This is a genomic window from bacterium (assembly GCA_008933615.1).
In the GTDB taxonomy this organism is placed as follows: domain Bacteria; phylum CLD3; class CLD3; order SB21; family SB21; genus SB21.
This window is the reverse complement of sequence record WBUR01000031.1, coordinates 27,371-52,739: the sequence shown is the minus strand read 5'-3', so window position 1 is coordinate 52,739 and position 25,369 is coordinate 27,371. Positions and strand designations below refer to the sequence as shown.

The window sequence follows — 25,369 nt, the reverse complement described above, 5'->3', positions numbered from 1 at the left end:
TTGACTCTTTACATACCAGCGAAGTCGAAGACTGATTTTACTAAACTTGGTCATGGTTCGACAAGCCTGTCCTGAGCCCTGCCGAAGGGCTCACCATGACGTATGTGAGTAAACCCGATAAGCACATTCTTTAATCAATTCCATTGGTAAGTAATAAAAATCCTTTTTCGTCACATTTAATGACAACCGCAATTGCAGTCCGGCTTTGGCTCAAGATTCAATTAGTAATTTCATCTTGCCGTAGCATTCGCCACAAATACCATGAGTTATTGAAGGAACCTTCTCTTCCTCAAACAAACGCAGTTGTTCCATGGCAACTTCAACTTCGACCCACTGATTCCCCATATCGATTTTCTTGCACCAGCCACACATACGCACAAACTTATCGGAACTAGGTTTACGAGGGCCGAGGATCGCGGGCGGATGCCGCATCTCTTCAGACAAGGTGCGTGTGTTAAAAATAACCGTTGACCGTTGTCCCGAAACAATATTCATTTCCAACAGCCTTCGACGAGCGGGCGAATCACATCGAAAGTTAAATCGCAATGACCGACCACTACGTATGGTTTTCAACACCTGCCGGTATATTTGCTCAGTTGCAGGATCACTAATGAAATCCCATATTGAGCGGCGGAATACATGCGATGATAGAATATTGTGTCCTTCATTTGCTAACGCGAAAGCATCCCATGTCTCGCTCACAAGTACGATTTGATCTTGATCATCAATATGATACAGGATGTTGTAATTATCGCTCACGCTCACCACGCATGCTTTTGGAAAGAATAATTAGACACTCGCTAATTTCAATAAACATCTAACCGGGGCTGCAATTGCGTATAACGCTGGGCGGCTACACGCAGTAGCTCGCACGCGAGAAAAATAACATTTATTAAGAACATACTCAAATCGTGAGCGAGCTACTGGCGAGCGACGCCCCACAATCTCTTTCGTAAAATCAAAAGGCGTCGCGAAGCGGCACGTGTAAGCCGCAAGACAAAGTACTTTTTAAAGATGTTATGCGATGGGTCGCCCTAAGTGAATGTTCGGGCGATGTTTAATATACTTCTCAATCATTATTTTTACGTTACTAGAAATTGTTTGCATCGCCGCACAATGTTCAAACACATCTTCTTTTTTCATCCACTCAATTGCTGGTCTTCCATATCGAAAGTGTATATTGCTAATGTCGCTATTTACAATTGTAACGTGTGAATAGAAGTGGCGGCTCGACAAATGAACAAAATCAGAAGTTTGTTCGTAAACTGGATCTATCCACTTGTAATGGGGTCGCGCGTACTCTCGTAGTCTCTGATCGGTCAATTTGCGACCGTCTTGATCTTTAATATTTCGAAAAGCCTTACCTTCAACAAATTGTGAAAGTATTTCTTCCGTCCCATGCTTCATGATGAATATTATTCTGAGAAGAGTATCGAGGTTCATTCTAATAATGGGAGCAGTACAAACAAAGTTACCTTTCAATATTGAATCAAGAAAACCATCAATTAAATATATCGTTCGTTGACCAGAACCGATTACAAAAATGTCTAATGTTATAACTTTTATTTCAGGAGAGGTTAAAGTTTTGCAATATGAAGCAATTTGATCAGCGTCTTGATTTAAAGTGATTATAAGATTATCGATATTCATATAAAGGTCTTCTTGGTTAGGCGACATGGCACATAGCGCCCGGCGGCTACACGCAGTAGCTCGCACGCGGGGAAAAATACAATTAATTAAGAACATACTCAAACCGTGAGCGAGCTACTGGCGAGCGACGCCCCACAATCTCTTTCGTAAAATCAAAAAGTGTCGCACAGCGTACAAGGAAGCCGCTTGTTATACCTCAGAGTATATCTTCTATTCTTCCGACTGTTTTTCCTGTGTTGGCTGGTTTTCCACTGGTTTATTTTCAACTGGCTTCTCCACTATGTTATTTGCAGGCTGCTTAGGTGGAACCAATCCCATTTTCAGGTTTGGGTCGTCAGACATAACATTTAGTTTATTATTTTCTTTTTTCTCCTCAGATGCCATGATGCCTCCTTAATTCTTATAATTCTTTATAGCAAAAATAATCAGAAATATGATGCCGATAGTAAACGTAGAGATGGAAAGCCAGTTGAGTATATTTGTTACCATTGCAAACGTCGTTTTTTCTTTAAAATCCATTTCATTATACCTGCCATCTAAATTATCCCGTTGCTCTCTCAGTGCATGTTGGCTGGTTATGAATGATGAAAGTATTGCCAACAATGATACAAGTAAGAAGCACCAAGACGTGTATAAAAATTCCTTACAGATAGGGTTAGATGCAATTTTTTCTGTAAATGTGATAGACAATCCTATCGCGCCCGCAGAAAGCGTCAACATGGCCTTATCAAAAGTCGAGGCCGCAGTTGATTCTAATTCTATTAATAATTTTCGTTCTGTGAGATATTCCTGCCGATCAGGAGGTTCCTTGCCGTTACCCATATTTTACACCGTTCATTTTCATGACGCGCTGATGGCACAGATCTTTCTCTATAACCGAAACTGCGTGCACACGCAATCATTTGTGACAATATACAATCGCGTTTATTCAATATTTTCTTATTAAAATTGATCATGACGAGAAATCCTACGATAGAAAGAACGTTGATAGACGGAGGAATGTACTCTGAGGCGGGGTATTTGTCAAATGAAATTTCCTAAGGCTGCGCGGCAAACCTTCAAGGTTTGTGTCCGGAATTAGCATCATCCGCAAGTGGGAAAATAAAAATTGCCGCGCCGGGTATTAAGAGCAATAAACTGAAGGTTTCTGATCATCTGATCTCAGTATTGCAGCACACACAGGTATTCCACGACTCGGCCTAAGACTGAAGCACACGCAGGTATTCCACCCACGGGCCGACCTCATCTTTATATTGTTTCGCCATAACCCGCGCGATCTGCGTGATATGCGTCAGGTCGTGCACGGCCCAGGTGGAAATCAGCTGTCCGAGCGTCACCGCACCGAATGCCGGATGAACGCCTGTTTTTTGGAGATCATTCGCGGTCAAGCGCTTCGACCGGAGGTCCTCGAGATTTGCCGCCCGAAGCGTTTTGAATTCCACTAATAACTGTAAGAGGTTCTTTCCTTCGCTGGACTGGAATTGCGCGAAGCGGTCAAAAGGTTCGAAGCGCTTATCCGTTTGATCGGAGAGTATAATTTCCATTCGTGGAACCCAGTCTGTTTTTTCGCCGTGAATGAGATGGCCGATGATGTCAAACGGACACCAGGTGCCTTCGCCTTCATTGTTCATGATCCATTCGTCCGAAAGGCCTGAGAGCATGGATTCCATGATCTTCGGCGTTCGCTCGAGTATTTCAATAGCTTGGTTCAGATCGAATTTCATAGTGTACTAAATTCCAAATTTCAAAAACACAAATTACTAATATTTTAAATCCCAAATTCCAAAACACAAATCACCAATATTTTAAATCCCAAATTCCAAAACACAAATCACAATCAAATCTCAAATACATAAGACCGAAACATTTGTTATTTCCACCCTACGGCCAAAGCCATCCGAACACGCCTGCTGTCACGAGCGCATAGATGAAACCGTCTACGGTGGCCATGATTGTCGTTGTCCATGACCGTTTATACCAAATAGACATCTGCCAAAGCGCTGCCGAATAACCCAGAAATGCCGTGACACCGGCAAAGCGGAAAACCTGAAGATACGTTGCATCTGCAGTCAGCGCGCGCCCGGCCACGTATGCAGCAAAAACTCCGATGACCAACGAGTATAAAAACCATTGTATTAAATTTCCGCTCATCGAAGGAGTCCCATTCGGAAGCACCGTCATGATCAGCACCGGGCCTTTTTTCATCTTGTCAGCAAACGCCTCCGATTTCATATCTTCCATGCTCGCCGCTCTAGGCACCATATAATCGCCGGGCTTCAGATTCATAGGACGAAGCGTGTCCATCACCTGCTCCTCATTCGCTAGTTTCGGATATTCGCCTTTATGCCAGTGAAGGAACATATGGATGATCGAACTGACAATAAATACGGCCACTGCGGACAGCAGGATCGGCAGCCAGAGCGATAAGATGGAAACCATGGCATTCTCCTCATTTAGTGATGAATAATGTGCCGGAGGATCCGGCGGTATTTTTTTTGAGAATACGATTTACTGAGATGAATAGACTAGAAAAAGGTAAGGCTTGAAATGCGATTTGTCAATGGTTTCTTCACGTTACAATATGAAAACAAAAAACACTGTCATTCTGAAAGAATCTTTTTGAGTAAAGTAATATCACCGATTCAAAAAAGATTCTTACAGAATGACATCCGCCGAGAGTCTGTTTAGCGTTCGTTCTATCCTTTCTGAAACGCCAATTACCGATTCCTTTACTTGGGTTTTTTCTTTTTCTTCTTACTCGCTTTGGCCTTCGGATTGAAATCCAGCGCAAGTTGTATCCACGATCCGAGTTCCTTGTCGTTCTTCATGCCTGCGGGTTCCACCATTACATACCCTTTCATCGGTTTGCCGGTAAAATTCATCTCCCTACATCCTTTGCGCATCAGCGCTTCGGCGTACATATCGGGATCGAGACGAACCATAAGATCGTCTTTGATAATGCCAACGCACATTTTCTTCTTTACTAAATAACATGCGCCGCCCATCATTTCTTTTTCTTCGAAACGAATTTTTTTGTTACCGAGTATTCCGCGAATGCGGACGGCTAATTCCTGATCGTATGCCATAACAATGCGCCTTTCGCTTTATAAATTAATGTGCTGATCCGGTTAACTCCTAAATAAGAAAAACCTTCAGCCCTCCGCCGGCTCAGGCTGAAAATCTTTCGTGTTCTTCAGGCAGCCGTTTACTTTTCCCAGATCTTATGTTTGTAATCCGCAATGTCCCTGATTTCTTCGGACTTTTCGGTGTACAACCTGATCCGTGATTGGGCCGCTTCTCTTTCATCCGTGAGCCGTTCCATCAGTGTACCGTAATCGTCAAAAGGCATAACAAGGTTTTTTGAAAGCGGCAGGCGTTGAAGCGCGGCAAGGGAATCAGGGAAATAGAATTTAATTCCTGAAACGGCGCTCAATTCATTCCCCCGCGAGCGCATAAATCGCGTAACGATCTCTTTCAAGTCGTTTTCTGCGCGAATAAACAGTATCATGCGATCGAGATCGTTGCAATACACAGTTAGACGGTCCGACTGATCCAGCAGGTAATCGGCTTTCTGGTATAATTCTTCAGGCTCGTCATTGCGCTGCATTCTTATGTCAACGAGCGGCATGTCGAATTTTTTCATTCGGTAAGTCTGAAATGGAGCTTTTTCCGCAAACATTTTGTTCAGTTTAGACATCTCGTTGTAAGAGATATCGTCATCGTTCTTCCGGGATAGCAACACCCGAATCGTGTCGCTTATCTCTTTGTCCATGATCTCTACAAGTTTGGCGATCTGTTGTTCGTTCGCTTCTCCGTGGGCGCGGATCAGGTTATCGATCTTTACAATCTTTTTTGCAATATCTTCGGATTCTTTGAGTAAGCCTTTTAATTCTATTCGGTCGAAGAAACCGATGTCACCCGCCTGTTTAATGCGGTCGATATGAAGAACGAGGGTGTCATATTGTACAGTCAGCATTTTCTTTGTCTGATCAAAAGTAGTTACGTCGTGATGCGACTTTTCCAAAAAGCGCAAAATTTCAATGACAGATGGGGATGAAAATTCAGACTGGATCTGGCCGTAAATAGAATAAGGCAATAGCAGTACTAATAAAAAAAAGCCGCTCTTTCGAATACGATAATACCACCGGTTCATAATCTCAAACCTCAAATCAAAACGCTTTAAAGCAGGCCGTATTTTTCCAGTTTATAATAAAACGCGCTTGTCTTTATACCCAGTATACGTGCGGCTTCTGTTCGAGTGCCGCCGCTTTTGTCCAGCGCTTTTTCAATCATGGATTTTTCGATTTGTTCAAGCATAGCATCAAGCCCGGCCGACTCGACATCCTCAAGGTTTAACAAGAATTCCCGTTCCGCATTTTGTATCATTGAAAAATCGGCCGGAGTCAGGGTATTATGATCGGCAAGAGCCACCGCACGTTCAATAATATTTTCGAGTTCACGAACATTCCCCGGCCAATGATACTTTTGGAGTATTTCGTGAATCCCCTGCTCTACTTTTATTTTTTTTCCGGTATCTTTTTCTATTTTATGAATAAAAAACTCTGTGAGCAGTATAATATCTTCTTTCCTGTCGCGCAGCGGCGGAAGCAGAATAGGTATAACATGAAGCCTGTAATACAAATCTTCCCTGAAAACGCCCTTCTTGACCCCGTCAAGAAGATTACGGTTGGTAGCCGCTATGATGCGTGTATTTACACGCAGCGTTACTTCCCCGCCGACGCGTTCAAACTCCTGCTCCTGTATCACGCGCAGTAATTTCACCTGGACATTCGGTGTGATGTCACCAATTTCGTCAAGAAATAACGTTCCCGTATCCGCCAATTCGAATCTGCCTTTTTTTGTTTTGATCGCGCCGGTAAAAGAACCTTTTTCGTGCCCAAAAAGTTCGCTTTCCAGCAGCGTTTCCGTCAGCGCAGCGCAGTTCACTTTGATAAACGGTTTATCTTTGCGCGAACTGTTATAATGGATCGCGCGCGCGATGAGTTCCTTTCCAGTGCCGCTTTCCCCAAATATCACAACCGAACTGTCCGTTTCCGAGCTCTTCCTGACCAGTTCATAAATGTCTTTCATTCGCGGTGAACTGCCGACGATCTCACCAAAATTATATTTGTCACGGATTACTTCTCTTAGATATTTATTCTCCTCGTCTGTTTTAACAAACAGCCTTCGTTCCTGATAAACTTTTAAGATCTTATTAAGTTTGAGTAACAACTCATCCGGTGAAAACGGTTTTGTAATAAAGTCGGACGCGCCCAATTTCATTGCCTCCACGGCAATATCCACTGTGCCAAAGGCAGTGATCAATATCACTTCCGTTTCAGGAGAAATCTCTTTCACATTTTTCAAAACTTTTATACCGTCCAAAGCGCTCATTTTATAATCTGTGATAACGACGTCAAAATACTGCTTCCGGATCAGGGTTAGTCCGTCTTGTCCGTTTGATGAGCACTCCACTGTATATTGCGGCTTAAGCACTTCAACAATACCTTCACGCATAGTGGCATTGTCTTCAATGACTAGTATTTTGAATTGATTGGAATTCGGCATGGGAGGATTACAATTTACCGTCTCGGTATTTTACATAAGTATCTTTATTTTTCGGATCAAGCTCGATCATGAGGTCGAAAAGGCGGGTATCGCCTGATTTTTCGAATATCTTACAGATAGTAATGTAATGTACTTGAATGAAACGCTCGGTGTGATATGCGGTTTCGGTTTTTCCCTTGAGGCTTTGAAAAAGATCAACCGCTTTCGACACGTTCTTTCGCGCCAATGTAATATCCCCGTCCTCATAGTTGAACCGGCCTTCATAGAAAAAATCTTTCATGATGCGGTAATCAAGATAACGAGGATCCAAAAACAGTTCCGCTTTAAGAAGCCGGTCTTCCCATCCTCTCGCATTATAAGCGATCAACGCCTTGGATTGCAGTGCAATGCTCTTGGCTCTCTGAAAATAGTTTGTCCCCAAAAATTTTCCAAGCGTATCCATTTCATCGCCCAGCATGATATTCACGTAAAAATCAATAATGCTCAATAATGGATCGATTACATTGTCATTATGATAGAAAGTGTACCCTTTCTTCAAAACGAATATACATCCATTATCCAAGTATTGTAATTCTTTAGAATTTGAAAAATAGATCGTGGCTGAAACGGTTTTGGCGCCGCCTTCATCTATCACTTTTTCCAGAAATACTTGCACCTCGAGATTCAGAGGCGTCTGATCATCGGTTTTAGACCAATTATAGTCGTTCAGATAACTCGTTAACTTTTGTTCAAATCCCTCAAAAAGATCGAGATTACGTCCTTGCAGTTTGTCATGAATCACTTTGACCTTGGCAACGATCTTCTGGCTGTAAGCATTACTGCCGAAAGACAGCATCAATATCAAAACGAAGAATTTGTAAAATGTGAGTTTCATTTTTCTTTCAGTCTTTTGTCACGTCTATCATTTCATAGGTACCTTTGCCGAGCCACCCCCCGCCGTCCACCGTTATGACTTCACCCGTAATATAGTGTGAATAATCAGACAATAGAAAAAGTAAACTGTTGGACACGTCGTCCGGTTGGCCGAACCGGCGCATGGGGATCCTCCGATTCATACGCTCGCGCTGATCCTCATCACTCCACAAGTTTTTATCCGTCCCTTCGGTGCGAATTGCGCCCGGCGCAATAGCGTTGACCCTGATATGATACTTAGCCCACTCTGCTGCGAGTGTGCGCGTCATAGCCAGAACGCCCGCCTTCGCGCTGGCAGAATGCACCACGCCGGGTTCCGATGCCCATGCGTAAGTTGCAACGATATTGATGATCGTGCCGCCTCCATTTTTGATCATAGTTTTACCGATCGAACTGGAACAGTAGAAAGTTCCATTTAAAACTATATTGACAACGGAATTCCACCCGTTGATGGACAAATTCTCCGCAGGACATATAAAATTTCCCGCAGCATTATTGATCAGCGCATCGATCCTTCCAAATTTTTTAATCAACATATCCGTCATGTTTTGAACTTGTTCCGGAACACGAACGTCGCATGTAATGGGCGTTACCGTCGTGCCGTGTTTTGAAAGGTCATGCGCGGCGGTTTCCAAAACGTCTTTCCGGCGCCCGGCAATAGCAATGTGGGCCCCGCGAACGGCACAAGCCTCTGCCATGGACTTACCCAGTCCGGTTCCACCGCCGGTTATGACCACCAGACGGTCTTTTAAAAATGTATTATCTAACATGGTATGTTATAATTGGTCATGAACTCATTTTAGACATGGCGCCCATTTCAAGGCTCGCTAAGTCTGCATCGTTCAAATATATGATCCTGCCGCAGTATTCGCACGTGCGAATCATATCTTTTTTCTTCAGCTCAATGATGATCTGTTGTGGGATCTGATTAAAACAACCGCCGCACGACGACTTTACTATCGCGGCTACTGCTAAACCGTTCTTGGCCTTACGAATGCGTTCATATTTGCTGACCAGATCTTTCCGGATCTTCGGAGTAATTGCATTTCTGCGTTCTTTCAATCCGTCTTCTTCTTTTGAAGTCTCGCTGATCTTGATATTCAGTTCGTTTTCTCTTTCCTGATAATCCGCCTCCAGCGTTGACAGCTTTTCCACTTTTGGCTTCAGGCCTTCTTCCATTTCCATCACCTTCGAATCAATTTCGATAATGCGCAACTTAATGCGGTTGTTCTCCTGTTCGCAATGCTCAATCTGGGATGAGGTTGCCTCATATTCTTTGTTCGACGTCGCTTTGTAAAGTTGATCCTGGAATTTCGTCAGTTTCTCTTTGTTAAGCGCCTGCTCGTTGGAAATGTCGCTCTTCTCCTTGTTAAAAGCTTCGATGGAATTCTGATCGGATTGGATCTCTTCCTTCAATTCAGATAACTCCGCTTTAAGGCTCTCAACCTGTTTCGGTAGATCGCCCCGCAGCATTTCAATTTCTGCGAGCTTGGTGTCAATGCCCTGCAATGTTACTAAATTTTGTATCGTCGCCTGCAATGTCGTGCCTCCTTAGAAAAATAAATTAAAAAAAAATGCACTAAATGATTTCATTTAGTGCATTTGTGTTTTACATCGTTCGGTATCCGATGGACGGGTACCATATTTGAGAATTCATAATATGTATCATCGTATTAAAAATACGTGAGTCGTTGCGCACTTTTCCCCGCTTTTTATTTTCCGCTGAATTTAGGCGTTCTCTTTTCTACAAACGCCATGAGACCTTCTTTCGCATCGCTGCTTTTGAAAAGGAGAGACTGTAATTCGCGTTCAACAGCCAGCCCTTGCTCAAGGCCTATTTCCAAACCGGTTTGTACCGACCGTTTAATATGGCCCACGGCCATCGCCGCTTTGTTGGGTATGGTGAATTGCTTAGAGTAGGCCATCACCTGTTCCATGAATTGCTGGCTATTCCCTTCATAAATATAATTGATCAGCCCCATATCCAATGCTTCTTCGTACGAAAATTTTCTGCCGGTAGCCATGAGTTCGATCGCTTTGCTTCGTCCGACGGCGCGGCCAAACCTCTGTGTCCCGCCGGTGCCGGGCAAGACGCCTAATGATACTTCCGGTAAGCCGATCATCCCGCCGTCCTTACGTGCGATGCGTATATCGGCTGCCATAGCAATTTCCAATCCGCCGCCGACGCAGTGCCCGTTTAGTGCGGCAATGACCAACTTCGGCGTCTGTTCCAGCCGAAGCAAGGTTTCGTTGGCATGAAGGCAGAAATAATATTTCCAAACAGGATCGGCCTTGCTGAGCATGTCAATGTTAGCACCGGCGCAGAAAAATTTTTCACCAAGGCCGGTCAGCAGTATCACATTGACGTTTTCGTCAAAACGCGCTTTCAATATGGCTTCATCCAATTGGCGCATCATCTCATGCGTGTAAGTATTTGCAGGCGGATCAGCCAATGTGAGAACCGCAATACGGTCTTTAACCTCATATTGAACTAAAACTTTGTCGGCCATGGTACAACTCCTGTTGGTTTTTTTATTAGTATGAATTGAATTATAAAATTTGAGTGCCGGTCCTGAGTAATGTCAGAAATTCGCTGCGCGTCCGGCTATCCTCTTTGAATACGCCGCGCATGCAACTGGTCGTCGTTAAACTTTTCTGTTTCTCAACGCCGCGCATCATCATACAGAGATGCTGCGCTTCGATAATTACGCCTACGCCTTGCGGATTGAGCGCGTCATGAATGGCATGCGCTATCTGCTGTGTGAGCCTTTCTTGTACTTGCAAACGCCTGCTGAAAATATCTACCACACGCGGCAACTTACTTAATCCGATAATCTTACCGTTGGGAATGTACGCGATATGGCATTTCCCGAAAAACGGAAGCATGTGATGCTCGCAAAGACTGTATAGTTCAATGTCTTTGACCAGCACCATTTCGTTAATGTCTTCCTCAAAAACGGCGGAATTGATGATTTCTTCCGGGCTCATCTTATAACCGCCCATGAGAAAATCATAACTCTTCTCCACGCGTTCCGGAGTCTCCAAAAGCCCCTCACGGTCGGGATTTTCCCCGTAGTTCTTAAGCAAGTTTTTGATCAGTTCTTTGGTATTCATACCGGTATAAAAAAAGAACCCTGAAGCGGCTGTCGTTCAGGGTTCGAGTTAATTGTACGATGTAAAAAAATTTATAAAATGGTTCTTAGTGTCTAATTGAACTTTCAATGTGAAAAACAAAATAGATTGCATTGACTAAGTTTAAAAGGTGGATTCTCAAATAACAAAAATGCAACGGCAAGATATAGAATCAGGTTCACGAATGCAAGAAAAATTTTCACTAATTCATTAAATTTATTGTTTTTGAATAGTACGTTTGGACCGGATGACGAGCGCATCGGCTCCTTCTTTGTCCATAGACATTTTAAATATTTCCAAAGGGTACGAAAAGTCCTTTCCCCTTTTGGTTCCAACATCATTTGTAATAATACGGTCTTCGGTATAACCGATAACGGTAACCATATGATACTCAGGCCCCGGTTGTTTATAGAACGGGTTTTTCAGCATACGCCCGTACGTAGGCGCTACCACCGGAAAGCCCAGCGCAACTTGCTGTTTTATGTCATAGATGCTTGCCTTACGCATGATGGCGATCTCATCCGCATCGTACCCGAAAAATCCCACCATCAGCATTTTAATACTGTCGGCATGAATATCCTTGTGAACGCCGAAATGCTTTTCCTGCCACGCGATCATATCCTGAAGCGTCTTGTCTACTTTTGCAAGATCAGCTTCTTTGATTCCCGTGTCATAGTAAACGGCCTGTAATACAGCCGCCTCTTCGCAACTGGCGTGGTGTATATCCCAACTCGCATCATTTGTCATAGGCGCCTGGCAGAAAAACGGTACTTCCAGGTACGCTTTTTCCGGAATAACGGGCTTTAATACCGACGCCTGAATTGATTCCAACGCCGACTTGGTCACAACATCTTTCGACGTGATTTTTTGCAGCGTTTCAATGTTTTCTTTTTCCATTTGTTGACGATAAAAATATTGTTCGGCGCGCGGGTATACCAAAAAGCCCGAGGATACGGCAACTAAAAGCAAAGAGCCCATTAAGAGTTTTCGTTTATTCATCTTTGAGTTTTTTACTCTGATTAAATGATAAGTTAAAATATAATTTAATTTTACAGAATCAAGCTCCGATGTCCATGAGCGCTTCGGGAAGATAATCGACAATATCGGAAGCGATCAACCCCATTTCTGTTTTTTTATTTTTCGCTACGTCGCCGGCAAGTCCGTGGATATAAGCTCCGGCAAAGGCCGCTTGTTCGGATGGCAATTGTTGCGCCAGCAAGCCGGCTATGATCCCGGTCAGGACGTCCCCGCTTCCTGCGGTCGCCATGCCCGGATTACCGGTGTTGCAAACATGAATACGCCCGTCAGCCGCGGCAATAAGGGTCGGTGAACCTTTGAGTAAAATCGTTTTATTTAATTTTCGCGAGGTGTGCCGAAGGTGATCTATACGATCCAAAACTATTTTCTCTTTTACAACATTTGACAAAACGGCAAATTCACCAATGTGCGGAGTGAAAACCATGCCGGATGCAACCGATGAAATCAATTCCGACTTTCCCGCAAGGGCCGTTACCGCATCGGCATCTATTACAGCAGGCTTTTTTAATTGTTGCACTATTTCCTGAATGAGTTGTATGGTTTCATCGTGTTGGGACAATCCCGGGCCGATGGCCGTTACGTCTGCCCAATTCATATAGTCTATTAACCGTTCACGATTTCGATATGCAGGTGAGCCCTCTTTAGTTTCTTCCAAACGCAGCGTCATGGCTTCCGGCAGTGCATGCTCGATCACATGCGCGACTCCCTCCGGAATAGCAACTTTAACCAAACCGGCCCCAATTCTCAGCGCTGATTTCGCCGCTAAGAAAGCCGCGCCGCTCATGCCGCGCGAACCGGCTATAATCAAAACTTTGCCGAAATCATATTTGTATGCATTGTGCCTGCGGGGTTTTAATAACTTCCTGACGTCTTCTTTTTCGATCAGTACAAATTTATCGCCGCGTGTCAGTTCATCGGGAAACCCGATATCCGCAACATACAGTTTTCCGGTATAGTGTTTTCCATCCCCGAAAAGTAGTCCCGATTTCGGCAAACCCATGGTGACCGTTGCATCCGCTTTGACGGCGGCATTCTCTACGCGGCCAGTTTCACCGTTCATCCCGGACGGAATATCAACCGAAAGCACATAACACCCTTGCTGATTTCGCCACGCGTTAATTTTCTCGACAAGATTCAGAAGTTCTCCATCAAGAGAGCCGCGCGCGCCGGTTCCTAGTAGCGCATCAACAATAATATCCGGCTTCTCGTTCCCAAGATCATGTCCGTTGGAAATAAAAATTGGCTGTACGCCGCCGGCTATGAGTTTATTGAAATGAATGCGCGCATCCATTTTAACGTCTTCCATACTGCCGGTAACAAATACTTTAGGTGCAGCGCCGTTTTCCTTCAGATAACGTGCAATTACAAACCCGTCACCGCCGTTGTTGCCCTTACCGCAAAAAACAAAAATGTTCTTGGAAGTATATTCTGCAAACAAAACCCTGATACGCCCAAATACTGCCGCACCCGCACATTCCATCAATACCTCGCCGCTGATCTTATAATCCTGAATGGTTCTACGGTCGATCTCCTGCATGTCTTGCGGCGTTACGATTTTTTTCATTTGCAATGATTATAAAAACTACTGAAAAAATAAATAAGGTTCGTTTGGTACCATCACCGTGCGAGAAAGTACCTTTCCGTGCCGGTAACCAAACCGTTGAATATAATTTAACTAAGGAAGATGAAAAAAGGAAGGAAAGAAACGAAGAAAAAATTTGTCGGAATGAGAGGATTTGAACCTCCGACCCCTCCCACCCCAAGGGAGTGCGCTATCCGGGCTGCGCCACATTCCGAATCATCAATTATGCGCCAATATACTATGGCGTCTACAAATACTCAAGATTTTTTATTGCTTTCTTTAGATTCTTTTCGGACGTACCAAACGAAATCCGCACATATCCTTCTCCGGCTTTGCCAAATGCGCTGCCGGGAACCGTGACCATCTTAGCTTTTTCTAATAGAAATTCGCACGCCTGATCCGAACTCATCCCCAGTCTTTTGACATTAACAAATCCGTAAAAGGCTCCTTGAGCCTTAAAACATGCCAGTTTTTTGTTGTTAAATCCCTTGTGAACTATATTCCGTCTAACCTCATAAGCCTGAGTCATTTTTTTTAAGTGCAGTTGAAGGCCCGTCAAAGCTTCCACGCCCGCCCACTGGCTAACGGCCGAAGGACAAGTCGCAGACAGCTGCTGAAGTTTATTGATCTGTCCTATTATTTTTCGATCACCGGCAAGATACGCAAGCCTCCAGCCCGTCATGGAATACGCTTTGGAGAAACCGTTTAATACAAGAGTCCGTTCGCGCATCGAAGGCAAAGAAGCTATAGAATGAAATCGATGATTATCAAAAATAATTTTTTCATAAATATCATCCGACACACACATCATGTTCTTTTCAATGCAGATTTTTGAAATGATCTCCAGTTCTTCTTTGGTCAACACCTTGCCGGTCGGATTACACGGGCTATTTATCAGCATGAGTTTAGTTCTCGGCGTAACTTTTTCCAGGATCTGTTTTTCAGTTATTGAAAATCCGTCTTCTTCGTGAGTTTCTACTCCGACATAGACGCCGCCCGCCAAAGCGATGCAGCTCTCGTAACCTAACCAACACGGCTCGATGCACAATACTTCATCGCCGGGATTAATAAGCGCTAACACCGCATACAAGATGGCTTGCTTTCCTCCGGGAGTCACGATGATCTCAGTATCTGCGGAATACAGCAGCTCATTTTCGTTTTCCAGTTTTTGCGCGATTGCTTTTCGCAATTCAATTATGCCGCGGCTGTTGGTGTATTTCGTATGCCCCTTTATCATCGCCCTGTAACCCGCGCGAATAATATGCGGCGGCGTTGGAAAATCCGGCTCACCGATGGTCAAATCGATGATGTCTTGTCCGGCATCGCGTAAACTTTTGGCTTTTTCCGCCAGACTAACCGTCGCCGACGATGTAATGTTCTTTAATCGGTCTGCAAAAGTGTAATCCATTGCGTTTTCCTAAGTCTTAATATTAGAAAGGATTCGTCGTTCGTATAATATAATTCACCGCATCAAGCAAGTTCTCTTCAATTCTCTCCGGCTTTATCTTCTCTTTCTGCAGCTCCTCTAATGCTTTGTTTCCATGACCTGTCCTTACCAGAATAGTTTTTACCGGAACTTTTTCCTGTAATTTAATATCCGATAAATGATCTCCGATCACGTAGGAACTCTGCAAATCGATATTTAGCTTTTGCTCTGCCTGTAAAATCATGCCTGGGCTGGGTTTTCTGCAATCGCATACTTTACGAAATTCATCGATGGTTCCGTCCGGATGATGCGGGCAATAAAAAAAGGCATCAATTTGTGCCTTTTCTTTTCTCAATTCCCTTTGGATGTAATCGTGAAGAAGGTGTACATCATTGGGTGTGTAATAACCTCTCGCTATACCGGATTGATTACTTATCACGATGGCCTTAATATGATGCTCGTTTAGGAGACGAACGGCTTCCTTGGCTCCGTGAATAAATTCAAAGTCTTCGATCTTGTACACATAATCTTTTTCAACATTTAAAGTCCCGTCCCGGTCAATGAATACCGCCCTGTGTTTTGACTGTTCCAATAATCCGATTCCGATATTAATTCAGCTTGCCGTTGGTTTGCACTTTCAGGTCCTTGATCTTCAGTTGCGTGGTCGTGCGGCCCTGCCATGTATTTTCGTCTATTTGATAAACTAAATCAATAGGTTTATCGCCCACGCCGATCTTGTTATAGTGATGCGCCAGATTGAAGCCCACGGCATCAAACGTAGCTCCGTTTTGTCGCACCTTCAGGCGAATATGGCGTTCATTCATTAATTGGGGATACCCGACGATTTGCAGGCTGGTCGACAAAAATATCGGACGCATATTTCCCGGTCCGTGCGGTTTGAATAAGTTTAACAAATTCATCAGGCGTTCATTGATCGAGTCGAGCGTTATTTCTGCATCAATTTGGATCTTCGGAATGAGATCCGCAGGCGGTAAATTTATTTCAGCATACGCGTTCACACGGCGTCTGAATTCCACGATCTTATCCAATTCGATAGTTAATCCTGCCGCATACTTATGTCCGCCATACCCGACCATCATGTCTTCACAAGCCTTTAGCGCCTGAAATACGTCAAAATTTTCGACGCTTCTGGCTGATCCTTTGCCTCGGTTGTCGGCTTCTGCAATAACGATCGCAGGCCTGTAATACCGCTCGACCAGCTTGCTCGCAACGATGCCAATCACACCCTGATGCCAGCCTTCTTTGAAAACAACGATCACTTTATCTTTTTCAAAATCAAATTCTTCTTCAACAATTTCACAGGCCTCCAGAAACATTACTTCATTCAAGTCACGCCGGTTCCGGTTCTCCGACTCCAGTACACTTGCAAATTCTACGGCATCCGTTTCGCTGTTAGTAATAAGAAGTTTAACTGCCCTGTTCGCGTCGCCCAGCCTGCCGACTGCATTAATGCGCGGCGCAAGGGAAAAAACAATCTGGGCGGTTGAAATTGCTTTGCCGTATACGTTGGCGTTTTTGACCAACTGGCGGATGCCGACTTTATTTGCTTCGCTCACCAGTTTCAGGCCGTTCTTTACTAATGTGCGGTTTTCTCCTATCAGCGGAACTATGTCCGCCGCGCTTCCGATCGCAACAAGGTCAAGGTGCTGTAATAAAATTCCGCGATCGATTTTCAACGTTTCCGTCAGGGCCTGCGCCAGTTTGAACGCAACGCCAACGCCGCACAGTTCTTTGAACGGATAAGAACACTTTTCCTGTTTGGGATTTAATATCGCCAGCGCGTTGGGCAGCACATCGCCGGGATGGTGATGATCGCAGATAATAACGTCAAGGCCGAATTCATTGGCCAGATTTATCTGGTCGACGGCAGTAATTCCGCAGTCAACCGCGATCACCAGCTTGACGCCTTGCGCATGAGCCGCGGTAATGCCGCTTCGCGACAATCCGTAACCCTCTTTGACTCGGTCCGGAATGTAATAGGTAATAAGTCCTTTGTGGATCTCACGAAGGAATAGGTATAACATGGAAGTACTGGTGGTTCCGTCCACGTCGTAATCGCCGTAGATCATGATCGAATCACGATTATCCATCGCTTCGATCACGCGCTTAACGGCAACGTCCATGTTGTACATTAAGAAAGGGTCAATAAGCGGAGCATTTTCAGCACGAAAAAAATTTTTAGCCTCATCAAATGTGGTGATACCACGATTAAATAAGATGCTGGCTATGAGTTCCGGGACATTGATTTCTTCTGCTAGTTTTTTTAAACGCTCCTTATCATGATGGTTATTGAGTACCCATTGTTGTTCTAACATAAGGTAGCTTGGAGTTTATATTAATATTTAGTTCTTTAAAATTCATAGTATGGTGTGAATAAATTATCCTAAGGGTTTTAATTCGTGACCGCTTACGAACGGGCAGAATATATATTATTGTTATGTTAAAAGCAAAAACATTCCGCAAATATTTATAAAGACTTATTTTATATAAAATAAAAAAGCAGACGGTAAGCCGAATTCTGTTCCGACCGGAGGCCGGTGATAATCATTTATCTTCCGCCAAAAGCGGATGCCGATCTGAAATTAAATCCGAAGATCTAATTCCGAAACGCATGCGATCTACCCGAAGATGCTCTTTCGAATCGAGCAGGCGGCTCTATATGCGCTCCAGGCGCACACACCTTCTTATTTGATCTTGCTCCAGGCGGGGTTTAGCATAAAGCAGCATTACTGCCGCAGCGCGTGCGCTCTTACCGCACGATTTCACCCTTATCCCGCAGAATGCGGGACGGTATCTTTTCTGTTCCACTTTCCGTTATCTACCCCTTACAGGATAAATACCCGTCATTGCCCCGATCGGTCGGAACTCTGACGGCGCCTTGCCTTGCGGAGTTCGGACTTTCCTTCTTGCTCCGACTAGTCGGAACAAGACGATTATCTGTCTGCTTTTTCAAAGAACAAATATCTTCAAATAATGAAACTAGAATGATACTTTGTATCTTCTTTATGCCTTTTTGAAGGCGCGTATGCTTCAGTTTTGTCTCTTGGATTTCTGCAAAACGGCCTGCAATTTGATTTCCTTACCGCCACGTTGTACGATAATATCAACTTTGTCGCCGGCTTTGTGTTCCCCAAGAGCATACGTATAATCGTAAACATTTTTGATAGTTTTCGGTCCAAATTTGACCAAAATATCGCCTTTCTTGATTCCGGCATGGTCCCCGGCCTGTCCGGGGTTCACATCATCTATCTTCAGCCCTTCTGTATCGTCCGCATAATTCGGTACGATGCCAAGCGTAGCGCGAAAACCCGTCATGGGTCTTTCAGATTCACCTTTAACTTTCGTAAACTCCGGGCGCTTGTCGGCATTGGCGATCGCAACAATGGTCTCGAAAGCCATTTTTATAATGCGCTCTTCGCCCTCAAGATTAATTTTATCTGCATCATCCGACGGTTTATGATAATCCGCATGCAGATTTGTAAAATAAGCAATGACAGGCATGTCTTTCTGATAGAACGTAGCAAAATCGCTTGGTCCGTTTCCGTCCTGTTTCAATGTTAAAGCAAAATTATATGTCTTGTTTTGATCGTTTATCATTTGCGTAAAATGGGGTGACGTTCCCATTCCGTGAATGATCAATTGATTTTCCTTAAGACGGCCGACCATGTCAAAATTAAACATCGTCACCGCTTGCGTCAAATCAGTCGTCGGATGTTCGGCAAAATATTTTGATCCGATCAGTCCCATTTCCTCGCCTGTAAAACCTATAAAAAGCAAACTGCGCCTCAATTTTTGAGTAGACAATTTTTGCGCTAATTCCAATAAGGCTGTAGTTCCAGACGCATTATCATCGGCTCCGTTATGAATTGCAGGCTCACCCCGATACATCGAATTGCTTCCGCCCATCCCCAGATGATCAAAATGAGCTCCGATAATTACGTATTCCTTTTTCAATTCCGGATCCGTTCCTTCAAGCCAGCCTGCCACATTTTGAGTTTGTGAACGCTCTACTAGCACTTCCGAACTCAATTTGACGGTTGATGCGGTTTCAAATGAATTCGGTTTCTTTGAATTGTTAATATTCCTTTGTAGATCGCGAAATTGCGGCTCTGAATAGCCCAAAATTTCCATAGCCGCCTCACGGCTAATACTCATTGCAGGAATTCCATAATTTCCATGGCCGATTTCGTATTGAAGTCTGATCAAATCGTCCTCACCGTCTTCGAAACCGGTGACGACCAAAACGCCCTTGGCTCCTTTTTCCGCAGCCAGACCTACTTTTTTCCTAAGGGGCGCATGATTGTTAAAATGACTGTGCGGATTATCGCCTTCGGGCGTATACCGAAAAATCAAAACAATTTTATCTTTTACCGTAACTTTTTCAAAGTCATCATACTTCGTATCCGAAGATGAAATACCATAGCCTGCAAAAACAAGTTGGCCTTCCGAACCGGTATCTGCAGAAAACGCCAGAGGACGGAAATGCTTTTCTAATTCAAATTTCTTGTTTCCAAACGACACTTCATTCTTTTCACCGGCTTTTAACCCGGTTACAATTTCAAACGATTGAAAATATTTGTTATCATCGCCTGCGGGTTTTAAACCGTAGTTTTTGAATTCGTCGGCTAAATGTTTTGCGGCAATATTGTTGCCTTCTGCTCCCGAGGCCCTTCCCCTAAGCGAATCCGAAGCAAGAAACTCCACATGATATTTGATTTCCGCCTGCGTGATTTCCGGATTTGAAAACTCGTTTCGTTTCGTATTACACGAAAGCGCTAAAACAGCCGCCAGAATCAGAAAACGACTTTGTAACATGATAACTCCGGTTAGTTTTTTAAATTAGAATGCCAGATTGTAATTGAGTCCTAAACCAAATTGCGTGGAAGTAGTGTTGTATCCAAATTCATCTTTTGAGCCAAGGCTCATAAAATCCAACGACATCTCCGCGCTGAGTTTTTTAGTGATTTTATAACCAATACCCGTTCCTATTTTACCTGAAATAAAATTTTTGCCGTAACCGTCTTCTGTAAATTTTGCGGTACCTAAACCCAGAGACACGTAATTCGTAAATTTTCGGGATATAGTGTAATACCGGCCTGTGATCATGAGCGGAACCGTTTTAACACCGTTCTTAAAAGATTGAGCTCCAAAATCAATTCCTAATTGAACTTTAGGTGTAAAATAATAACTGCAGCTGATCATGAAATTAGATCCGGCCTTTTCTTCCCAATCACTTTTAAATTTGCCGGTTGGATTCGCACTGCCGAACAAAAGTCTGAAAGCAAAATTTTTCGATGTACTTTTTGATGCATTCGAACCGGATTCTGTTTTTATTTCCGTTTTGACCTCTTGTTTATCCTTTTCGGTTGTAACGGATGATACGGCCGATTTTTGTTCATCTGATTTCATTTTAGCTGCGTCTTTTTTAAACTGAGAAAAGGAGTTGGCAATTTGTTTCATGATCTCCAGCAATCCGGCTATTTTACCGTCATAATCTTTGCTATGAGTTTGCACAAGCTGACCCGTTCTTACTTCGATCATCCTCAGGTCGATCGTATACGTGTCGCCTATCAGGCCGATGTCGCCGGCAATCATGTATTCCACGCCGAGCAATTGGCCAACCTGAACTGCGCATTCATTCGTACTGCACTCGTCCGACAGAATAAATTCCTGCTCTTTAAGAATTTCCTTCATTTTCTGGCGTTCTACGACATTGAATGTCTTTGTCTGAAACAGCATGGCGCGAAAACGATTAGTCAATGTTTGAACATCGTCACTGGTAATCGCTCCTGTTTTTTGGAATTCCAGGACTGCGACGGCGCTATTTTCATTCTTCGATTGTGCAAAAACACCCACACTGCAAAAAAGCAAAATAAGAATACTGAACTTTTTCATCGAATACCTCTTAATAAGATTGATAAAGTGATTTATAAATATCTTTGATAACTAATCATGGTCGTTTTGCACTTACCCATTTTCGCACCGGATTCGACATCAATTGTTGCTAAAGTAACATAATTTCGACAAAATCACAAACATTTGTTACTCAATCCGACCCGGTTCACCCGAAATTTCCTTCGTAAGCTAATAATATAAAAGGGTTGCATTTCACCCCGTTGTTAACTAAATTTTATTGCTATTGGTTTCACGAGTAGGCTTTATTTTAACCTATTCTATGACAAGCGCTCGTTTAGAGTTCTACAGCACACAACGGCGCCGCTGCTGTCTCAAACTTAGAATAGGCCAAATCGAGCAACTCACAACTTTAACTGTTCAATTTAAACTACTTACAGGATTTGAAATGAAGTCGAAATATGATGTGGTTGTCATAGGCGCAGGATGCATCGGGGTCAGCGTGGCGAGTCACTTAGGCGACATGGGTTGCACTAATGTATTGGTCATTGAAAAAGAAAAAATGATCGGAACGGGCGCCACTGCAAAATGCGCGGGTGGAGTGCGTGCTCAATTTTCCACTCCGATCAATATTCACATGAGTCATTATAGCATCCATGAGTTTGAAAAACTGGACGCAGAATACGGTATACAATTCGTCCAATGCGGCTACCTTTTTGTTGTAAAAACAGAGGAGCAAAAGGCACAGTATTTGAGAAATATGGAAATACAGAAAAAATACGGTGTTGACGTTCGTTTTGTGAGCAAAGACGAAATTTCAAAATTGGCTCCGAATTACGGATTGGAAAAAGTCTTAGGCGGAACTTTTGGGGCGAAAGACGGCCTGGTTGACCCGTACATGATGGTAGACGCTTATTTCAAAAAATCACGGAAAATGAATATTGAATTTGAGACCGACATGCCGTGCACAGGACTCAAAGGATCAGACGGAAAGATCACACACGTCGTTACCCCGCAAGGCGCAATTGCCTGCGACTATGTTGTAAATGCGGCAGGGCCCTTTGCAAAAGAAATCGGCGCTTTCGTCGACGTAGAAATTCCAATTGAGCCGTTGCGGCGCATGATTACCACGACGGGCGCGTTGGATTTTATGTCCGATGCATTCCCAATGGTAGTGGACGTCACGACAGGAATGTATATGCATAAGGAAGGCAACGGTCTTTTGATCGGTTTAGCTAATAACAATGAAAAGCCGGGATACGATGAAACGATTGATAATGAATTTCTCGATACTATGCTCATGACCGCGCTCGAAGTCATGCCCTACTTGGAAAACGCCGAGATCAAAACTAAATATCCGGGTACGTGGGCGGGATTATACGAGACCACGCCCGATCATCACAGTATTTTAGACCGTGTCCCCAATTATAACAATTTTATCATTGCTGGCGGATTCAGCGGCCATGGCCTTATGCACGCTCCCGCAGCCGGTCAGGCTGCCGCAGAACTCATTGTCAAAGGCAAATCAGAGACATTTGATCTCCACCCTGTGCGTTTTTCCCGATTTGCCGAAGGCGATCTGACCGTGGAAAAAAATGTAATTTAAATTCTGAACAAACAGAAGGACTTGAGTCATATGTTCAAAAAGATCGAGCGATTGGTAAAAACATCTAAGAGTTTTGTTTTGACCACACACCTCAATCCCGACGGGGACGGTCTTGGCAGTGAAGTTGCGATGTATACATTTTTGAAGATGATGAAGAAGAAACCACGCATTATCAATACAAGCCCGGTTCCAAAACAATATCGTTTTCTGAATACAAAAAACGAAATCGAAACCTACGATCCCAAAAAACATGATTCCGTGATCAAAAAGGCAGACGTGATCATGGTCCTGGACATTAGCGTTTCTAAACGCCTCGACCGCATGCAGCAGGCCGTTATGGCCTCGCCGGCTAAACGCATTTGCATCGATCATCATTTAGATAATGACGGCTTGGGACACCTTAATTGCGTTGACGAAAAATCACCGGCAACTGCTGAGTTGATATACAATTTCATCAAACATTTCAAGGGCAAACCTAATTTGAAAATCGCACAAGCCCTCTACACAGCGCTCATCACCGATACGGGCAATTTCCGTTTTAACGCCACCCGGCCCGCCACGCATCTCATTGCGGCGGAACTGATGAAATTAGGCGTTAAACCGAATGACATCTACGCGGAAGTTTTCGAGCAAGGCAACAGCGGCGTTATGAAATTATTAGGCCGGGCGTTAGCCCATATCAAGCCGGAATGCGACGGCGGCATTAATTGGACCTACCTGAAATCTTCGGATTTTAGCGAAACCACCGCCCAGCGCAGTGACACCGAAGGATTTGTCGACTATACACTTAAAATCGAAAAATCCAACCTTGGAATCCTGTTCTACGAAACCCCGGAAGGTTTCACAAAGGTTAGTCTACGATCCAAAGGAAATGTAGATGTTCAGTCATTCGCTAAACAATTCGGCGGAGGCGGACACAAGAATGCGTCCGGCATTACGCTGAAGACCCCGTTTGAACCGACCATGGCCGATATGGTAGACAAAGTAAAAAAATATTACTCGGCTAAGTACGCCAAGTAGTTCATATATTCTCTGCTGTCTATTTGCCCACCGAAATTCACCTTAAAGGAATTGAATGATGGTTATTCATGCTAAACACTCCAAACTCAAGCTTTGGAAATCGGAACTGACGTGCGTCTTCTTAACAAAAAATGATGAAACAAACCCTTGGTTAAATGAACTCGATGAGATCTTCGGTACGTTATTTAAAGACCTAATGAAAAGTAAGGAATTCGGCGCCGAAGAGGAATCGATCTACGTCTTACACGGCAATAACAAAACTAAAAGCAAGAGAATCGCCTTGGTCGGATTAGGCGAAACCAAAGACCTTGAATGGGATACTTTCAGAAAATCCGCAGCCAAAGCGGTGAAGACGGCAAATGCCATCGGGATTGAAAAGATATCATTGATATTCCCGTCGCATCTGGTTTCTGAACAGTTTGACGAATCGGGTCTCGCACAGGCGGTGGTAGAAGGCGCTCTGCTTGCCGATTACCGTTATGATAAACACCAGACTGACAAAAAAGCAAAATTAAGCCGGCTGGAGGAATTAACACTTATTACCTACGTATCGCCAAGCGAACGAGTTCATCAGGGCGTTCGCGCTGCAACGGTTATCTGCGATGCGGTGAGTTTCACCCGCGATCTGGCGAATGCTCCGGGTAATGAACTAACGCCAAGGGAGCTGGCAATTCGTACCGCGCAAATGTGCAGAAAAAATAAAATTAAGATTCAGATCTTTGATGAAAAGAAATTAGCCTTGCTTAAGATGGGCGGAATACTCGGCGTGGCGCAGGGAAGCAGCGAGCCGCCACGTATGATTATCATGGAATACGCCGGCACTAAAGCTAAAAATAAAAAACCGATCGTACTGGTTGGAAAAGGGCTAACTTTTGACGCGGGCGGCATATCCATCAAACCCGCTGCAGATATGGACCGAATGAAATTTGATATGTGCGGCGGTGCAGCGGTGATTGGCGCCATACAGGCCATTGCGCATCTGAAACTGCCTCTGCACGTCGTTGGCATCGTTCCTTCATCGGAAAATCTTCTCGGCAGTAAAGCATTCAAACCGGGCGATGTGTTGACGATGTATTCGGGCAAGACGGTTGAAGTTTTAAACACCGATGCCGAAGGGCGCCTGATCCTGGCCGACGCGCTTGCCTATGCACAAAAATACAAACCGGAAGCGATCATAGACCTTGCGACATTAACCGGACACTGCGTGATTGCACTCGGCTATGCAGGTGCGGGCATGATGGGGAACGACGCCAATATAAAGAGCCGGCTTATGGATGCCTCCAAATTTACGTCTGAAAAGGTCTGGGAACTTCCGATGTGGAAAGAATTTGACAAACAGGTCAAAAGCCATATAGCAGACATAAAAAATGTTGGCGGCCGCCCTGCAGGCGCCATCACCGCGGCGGCTTTTTTGAAGCACTTTGTCGGCGATTATCCATGGGTGCATCTGGATATTGCCGGGACAGCCAACAGCGAAGAAGAACTTCCCTACACGGCGCGCGTCTCTTCGACAGGATTTGGTGTAAGGCTTTTGGTCGAAGCTTTACGAAAATGGTAACTC

23 protein-coding genes, 1 tRNA gene and 1 other RNA gene are annotated in these 25,369 nt (G+C 44.1%); 3 read left to right on the top strand and 22 right to left on the bottom strand.

Annotated elements, in window-relative coordinates; translation table 11 throughout:
• Positions 1 to 210: 210 nt before the first annotated feature.
• The 22 genes from F9K33_12055 to F9K33_11950 form a co-directional block, all read right to left on the bottom strand.
• A complete protein-coding gene (locus F9K33_12055; GenBank protein ID KAB2878777.1) occupies positions 211 to 759 on the bottom strand; it encodes a hypothetical protein in 549 nt (182 codons plus the stop codon).
• A gap of 258 nt (positions 760 to 1,017) precedes the next feature.
• Positions 1,018 to 1,650, bottom strand: coding sequence for a hypothetical protein (locus F9K33_12050; protein KAB2878776.1), 633 nt, complete (start codon positions 1,648 to 1,650; stop codon positions 1,018 to 1,020).
• 393 nt (positions 1,651 to 2,043) lie between these two features.
• A complete protein-coding gene (locus tag F9K33_12045; GenBank protein KAB2878775.1) occupies positions 2,044 to 2,472 on the bottom strand; it encodes a hypothetical protein in 429 nt (142 codons plus the stop codon).
• A 377-nt stretch (positions 2,473 to 2,849) separates the two neighbouring features.
• The gene (locus F9K33_12040; GenBank protein KAB2878774.1) at positions 2,850 to 3,374 is read right to left on the bottom strand and encodes a DinB family protein; all 525 of its coding nucleotides are present in this window, start codon (positions 3,372 to 3,374) and stop codon (positions 2,850 to 2,852) included.
• A 157-nt stretch (positions 3,375 to 3,531) separates the two neighbouring features.
• The gene (locus tag F9K33_12035) at positions 3,532 to 4,089 is read right to left on the bottom strand and encodes a hypothetical protein (GenBank protein ID KAB2878773.1); all 558 of its coding nucleotides are present in this window, start codon (positions 4,087 to 4,089) and stop codon (positions 3,532 to 3,534) included.
• A gap of 290 nt (positions 4,090 to 4,379) precedes the next feature.
• Entirely contained in the window at positions 4,380 to 4,736 is a 357-nt protein-coding gene (locus tag F9K33_12030; protein ID KAB2878772.1) for a TfoX/Sxy family protein, read from the bottom strand.
• A gap of 119 nt (positions 4,737 to 4,855) precedes the next feature.
• A complete protein-coding gene (locus tag F9K33_12025) occupies positions 4,856 to 5,803 on the bottom strand; it encodes a hypothetical protein (protein ID KAB2878771.1) in 948 nt (315 codons plus the stop codon).
• Between the two features lie 26 nt (positions 5,804 to 5,829).
• Positions 5,830 to 7,218 (bottom strand): sigma-54-dependent Fis family transcriptional regulator, encoded by a 1,389-nt coding sequence (locus tag F9K33_12020; protein ID KAB2878770.1) that lies wholly within the window; start codon positions 7,216 to 7,218, stop codon positions 5,830 to 5,832.
• A 7-nt stretch (positions 7,219 to 7,225) separates the two neighbouring features.
• On the bottom strand, positions 7,226 to 8,092 hold the full coding sequence (locus F9K33_12015) for a DUF4835 family protein (protein KAB2878769.1): 867 nt from the start codon (positions 8,090 to 8,092) through the stop codon (positions 7,226 to 7,228).
• Positions 8,093 to 8,099: 7 nt separating this feature from the next.
• Positions 8,100 to 8,900, bottom strand: coding sequence for a 2,4-dienoyl-CoA reductase (locus F9K33_12010; GenBank protein KAB2878768.1), 801 nt, complete (start codon positions 8,898 to 8,900; stop codon positions 8,100 to 8,102).
• A gap of 16 nt (positions 8,901 to 8,916) precedes the next feature.
• Positions 8,917 to 9,669 carry a hypothetical protein gene (locus tag F9K33_12005; protein ID KAB2878767.1) on the bottom strand — a complete coding sequence of 251 codons (753 nt, stop codon included), beginning with the start codon at positions 9,667 to 9,669 and terminating at the stop codon, positions 8,917 to 8,919.
• Between the two features lie 173 nt (positions 9,670 to 9,842).
• Positions 9,843 to 10,640: an enoyl-CoA hydratase/isomerase family protein gene (locus tag F9K33_12000; GenBank protein KAB2878766.1), complete on the bottom strand. Its 798-nt coding sequence runs from the start codon at positions 10,638 to 10,640 to the stop codon at positions 9,843 to 9,845.
• 40 nt (positions 10,641 to 10,680) lie between these two features.
• On the bottom strand, positions 10,681 to 11,244 hold the full coding sequence (gene folE, locus F9K33_11995; protein ID KAB2878765.1) for a GTP cyclohydrolase I FolE: 564 nt from the start codon (positions 11,242 to 11,244) through the stop codon (positions 10,681 to 10,683).
• A 234-nt stretch (positions 11,245 to 11,478) separates the two neighbouring features.
• On the bottom strand, positions 11,479 to 12,261 hold the full coding sequence (locus F9K33_11990) for a hypothetical protein (protein ID KAB2878764.1): 783 nt from the start codon (positions 12,259 to 12,261) through the stop codon (positions 11,479 to 11,481).
• Positions 12,262 to 12,319: 58 nt separating this feature from the next.
• Entirely contained in the window at positions 12,320 to 13,864 is a 1,545-nt protein-coding gene (locus F9K33_11985; GenBank protein ID KAB2878763.1) for an NAD(P)H-hydrate dehydratase, read from the bottom strand.
• Between the two features lie 157 nt (positions 13,865 to 14,021).
• Positions 14,022 to 14,096 (bottom strand) — tRNA-Pro (locus tag F9K33_11980).
• A gap of 33 nt (positions 14,097 to 14,129) precedes the next feature.
• Complete coding sequence (locus F9K33_11975) at positions 14,130 to 15,290, bottom strand: pyridoxal phosphate-dependent aminotransferase (protein KAB2878762.1); 1,161 nt, start codon at positions 15,288 to 15,290, stop codon at positions 14,130 to 14,132.
• 22 nt (positions 15,291 to 15,312) lie between these two features.
• Positions 15,313 to 15,900 carry a D-glycero-beta-D-manno-heptose 1,7-bisphosphate 7-phosphatase gene (gmhB, locus tag F9K33_11970; GenBank protein ID KAB2878761.1) on the bottom strand — a complete coding sequence of 196 codons (588 nt, stop codon included), beginning with the start codon at positions 15,898 to 15,900 and terminating at the stop codon, positions 15,313 to 15,315.
• A 16-nt stretch (positions 15,901 to 15,916) separates the two neighbouring features.
• A complete protein-coding gene (recJ, locus tag F9K33_11965) occupies positions 15,917 to 17,644 on the bottom strand; it encodes a single-stranded-DNA-specific exonuclease RecJ (GenBank protein KAB2878760.1) in 1,728 nt (575 codons plus the stop codon).
• 176 nt (positions 17,645 to 17,820) lie between these two features.
• Positions 17,821 to 18,278: RNase P RNA component class A (gene rnpB, locus F9K33_11960), an RNA gene on the bottom strand.
• Between the two features lie 81 nt (positions 18,279 to 18,359).
• Entirely contained in the window at positions 18,360 to 20,144 is a 1,785-nt protein-coding gene (locus F9K33_11955) for a M28 family peptidase (GenBank protein KAB2878759.1), read from the bottom strand.
• A gap of 24 nt (positions 20,145 to 20,168) precedes the next feature.
• Positions 20,169 to 21,224 (bottom strand): outer membrane beta-barrel protein, encoded by a 1,056-nt coding sequence (locus tag F9K33_11950; protein ID KAB2878758.1) that lies wholly within the window; start codon positions 21,222 to 21,224, stop codon positions 20,169 to 20,171.
• A gap of 280 nt (positions 21,225 to 21,504) precedes the next feature.
• On the opposite strand from F9K33_11950, the gene F9K33_11945 reads away from it, so the two are divergent.
• The 3 genes from F9K33_11945 to F9K33_11935 are packed head-to-tail and all read left to right on the top strand — an operon-like array spanning position 21,505 to position 25,366.
• The gene (locus F9K33_11945) at positions 21,505 to 22,788 is read left to right on the top strand and encodes an FAD-binding oxidoreductase (protein KAB2878757.1); all 1,284 of its coding nucleotides are present in this window, start codon (positions 21,505 to 21,507) and stop codon (positions 22,786 to 22,788) included.
• Between the two features lie 30 nt (positions 22,789 to 22,818).
• Positions 22,819 to 23,808, top strand: coding sequence for a bifunctional oligoribonuclease/PAP phosphatase NrnA (locus tag F9K33_11940; protein KAB2878756.1), 990 nt, complete (start codon positions 22,819 to 22,821; stop codon positions 23,806 to 23,808).
• Between the two features lie 55 nt (positions 23,809 to 23,863).
• Positions 23,864 to 25,366: a leucyl aminopeptidase gene (locus tag F9K33_11935; GenBank protein KAB2878755.1), complete on the top strand. Its 1,503-nt coding sequence runs from the start codon at positions 23,864 to 23,866 to the stop codon at positions 25,364 to 25,366.
• Positions 25,367 to 25,369: the final 3 nt, after the last annotated feature.

Coding starts and splice junctions, on each gene's coding strand:
- F9K33_12050 (KAB2878776.1), bottom strand. CDS start 1,650: ATGAATATCGATAATCTTATAATCACTTTAAATCAAGACGCTGATCAA.
- F9K33_12045 (KAB2878775.1), bottom strand. CDS start 2,472: ATGGGTAACGGCAAGGAACCTCCTGATCGGCAGGAATATCTCACAGAA.
- F9K33_12040 (KAB2878774.1), bottom strand. CDS start 3,374: ATGAAATTCGATCTGAACCAAGCTATTGAAATACTCGAGCGAACGCCG.
- F9K33_12035 (KAB2878773.1), bottom strand. CDS start 4,089: ATGGTTTCCATCTTATCGCTCTGGCTGCCGATCCTGCTGTCCGCAGTG.
- F9K33_12030 (KAB2878772.1), bottom strand. CDS start 4,736: ATGGCATACGATCAGGAATTAGCCGTCCGCATTCGCGGAATACTCGGT.
- F9K33_12025 (KAB2878771.1), bottom strand. CDS start 5,803: ATGAACCGGTGGTATTATCGTATTCGAAAGAGCGGCTTTTTTTTATTA.
- F9K33_12020 (KAB2878770.1), bottom strand. CDS start 7,218: ATGCCGAATTCCAATCAATTCAAAATACTAGTCATTGAAGACAATGCC.
- F9K33_12015 (KAB2878769.1), bottom strand. CDS start 8,092: ATGAAACTCACATTTTACAAATTCTTCGTTTTGATATTGATGCTGTCT.
- F9K33_12010 (KAB2878768.1), bottom strand. CDS start 8,900: ATGTTAGATAATACATTTTTAAAAGACCGTCTGGTGGTCATAACCGGC.
- F9K33_12000 (KAB2878766.1), bottom strand. CDS start 10,640: ATGGCCGACAAAGTTTTAGTTCAATATGAGGTTAAAGACCGTATTGCG.
- folE (KAB2878765.1), bottom strand. CDS start 11,244: ATGAATACCAAAGAACTGATCAAAAACTTGCTTAAGAACTACGGGGAA.
- F9K33_11990 (KAB2878764.1), bottom strand. CDS start 12,261: ATGAATAAACGAAAACTCTTAATGGGCTCTTTGCTTTTAGTTGCCGTA.
- F9K33_11985 (KAB2878763.1), bottom strand. CDS start 13,864: ATGAAAAAAATCGTAACGCCGCAAGACATGCAGGAGATCGACCGTAGA.
- F9K33_11975 (KAB2878762.1), bottom strand. CDS start 15,290: ATGGATTACACTTTTGCAGACCGATTAAAGAACATTACATCGTCGGCG.
- recJ (KAB2878760.1), bottom strand. CDS start 17,644: ATGTTAGAACAACAATGGGTACTCAATAACCATCATGATAAGGAGCGT.
- F9K33_11955 (KAB2878759.1), bottom strand. CDS start 20,144: ATGTTACAAAGTCGTTTTCTGATTCTGGCGGCTGTTTTAGCGCTTTCG.
- F9K33_11950 (KAB2878758.1), bottom strand. CDS start 21,224: ATGAAAAAGTTCAGTATTCTTATTTTGCTTTTTTGCAGTGTGGGTGTT.
- F9K33_11945 (KAB2878757.1), top strand. CDS start 21,505: ATGACAAGCGCTCGTTTAGAGTTCTACAGCACACAACGGCGCCGCTGC.
- F9K33_11940 (KAB2878756.1), top strand. CDS start 22,819: ATGTTCAAAAAGATCGAGCGATTGGTAAAAACATCTAAGAGTTTTGTT.
- F9K33_11935 (KAB2878755.1), top strand. CDS start 23,864: ATGATGGTTATTCATGCTAAACACTCCAAACTCAAGCTTTGGAAATCG.